Origin of the sequence: Tissierella simiarum (assembly GCF_018917865.1) — a bacterium.
GTDB lineage: Bacteria > Bacillota > Clostridia > Tissierellales > Tissierellaceae > Tissierella_C > Tissierella_C simiarum.
Genome location: NZ_JAHLPM010000045.1, coordinates 1 through 1,695, shown reverse-complemented (window position 1 = coordinate 1,695; position 1,695 = coordinate 1). Strand labels below are relative to the sequence as shown.

2 protein-coding genes are annotated in these 1,695 nt (G+C 29.1%); both read left to right on the top strand.

Going from position 1 to position 1,695, the window contains the following annotated elements; genetic code table 11:
• Positions 1–69 precede the first annotated feature (69 nt).
• Positions 70–774: a helix-turn-helix domain-containing protein gene (locus KQI42_RS20665; RefSeq protein ID WP_216522726.1), complete on the top strand. Its 705-nt coding sequence runs from the start codon at positions 70–72 to the stop codon at positions 772–774.
• Positions 744–1,652: an IS3 family transposase gene (locus KQI42_RS20660; protein WP_216522728.1), complete on the top strand. Its 909-nt coding sequence runs from the start codon at positions 744–746 to the stop codon at positions 1,650–1,652. Before KQI42_RS20665 ends, KQI42_RS20660 begins: the two co-directional genes overlap by 31 nt.
• Positions 1,653–1,695: the final 43 nt, after the last annotated feature.

Sequence of the window (1,695 nt, the reverse complement as noted above, 5' to 3'; positions counted from 1 at the left end):
TGATATGATACTTCCAAAGTAGACAGTTTAATTAATTTAAAATAGACTATCTACTTGGAGGTATTTTTTATGGGAAGAAAACCAAAGTATAGTAAAGAAATAAAGATTAAAGCATGTAAAGATTATGAGGAAAGTAATCTTAGTTTTAAAGACATTTCTAAAAAAATTGGAACTACAAAAGAAGTTGTACGTCGTTGGTATCTAAAATATAAAGAACATGGACCAAGTGCACTCGAAACATCAAATAAGAATCGTTCATATAGTAAAGAGTTTAAACTGTCAGTAATAGAAGAATATACTTTAGGTAAATATTCAATGCCAGAATTAGCTGCTAAATATAATATTTCTACAGGAGTTATTAATAGCTGGGTTAATAAATGGTATAATGGTATAGAAATAAATGGTTATGATCCTAAAGGAGATGTCTATACCATGAAATCAAGAAAAACTACATTTGAAGAAAGATTAGAAATAGCAAAATGGGTTATTGAAAATGATATGAGTTACAAAGATGCAGCTGATAAGTATTCAATTACCTATGCGCTTGTATATAAATGGACAAGAGCATATATGGATGAAGGAGAAGAAGCACTTAAGTATAAAAAACGTGGACCAAAATCAAGAACTGAAATTGATGAAAGTAATTTAACTGAAGTTGAGAAGTTAAAGCTTGAGCTTGAAAAAGAAAAAGCATTAAGAAAAAGAAGAGAATTTGAACTTGAAGTTCTTAAAAAAAAAGAGGAATTCGAACAACAACTCCGATCTCGAAGGTAAGACAGGAATCAGAATATAAGACAATAGATTTTTTTAAGGACAAAGGATATACGATAACAATGCTGTGTGAAGTTTTAGATGTTTCAAGAAGTGCGTACTATAAGCATAAAAATAGGGTTAAACCTGAAAAAGAAAAGCGAGATGAATTACTTTGTTCACTAATTACTGAATACAACTCAACCTTTGATGGAATTCTAGGATATAGAAGGATGACCATTTTCATAAACAAACTAAATCATAAATCATTCTCTAAAGGATATATTCATAGGCTTATGAATATTTTAGGTATTAAAGCTAGAATTAGAAGAAAAAAAGTTAATCGTAAGAAAATAAAACCCGAGTATATAAAAGATAATGTTTTATCAAGAGACTTTACTGCTAAGTTTCCTAATGAAAAATGGCTTACAGATGTAACTGAATTCTCAATTCCTGGAGATAATAGAAGGCTTTATTTAAGCCCAATTATGGATCTTTATGATAATAGTATTATTGAATATGAACTTTCCTTTAAGAACAATAATCGGCTTGTATTTAGAATGTTTGATAAAGCAATCCAAAAGTATCCTGATGCAAAACCTATATTTCACAGTGATAGAGGTTTCCAGTATACTGGGAACCTCTTTAAAAGTAAAATTAAAGAAACTGGAATGACTCAGAGTATGTCTAGAGTTGGTAAGTGTATAGATAACGGTCCTATGGAAGGCTTTTTTGGTATATTAAAAACTGAAATGTTTTACGGAAAAAAGTTTAAATCACTTGAAGAATTAATGGAAAGAATAGTTGAATACATTAATTTTTACAATGAAAAAAGATTTCAAAAAAGACTAGGATGCATGGCTCCTTTAGAATATCGAAACCATGCATCTATATGTGTATAATATTTTAATTAAATTATCTGTCTACTTGACATGGGTCAGTTCA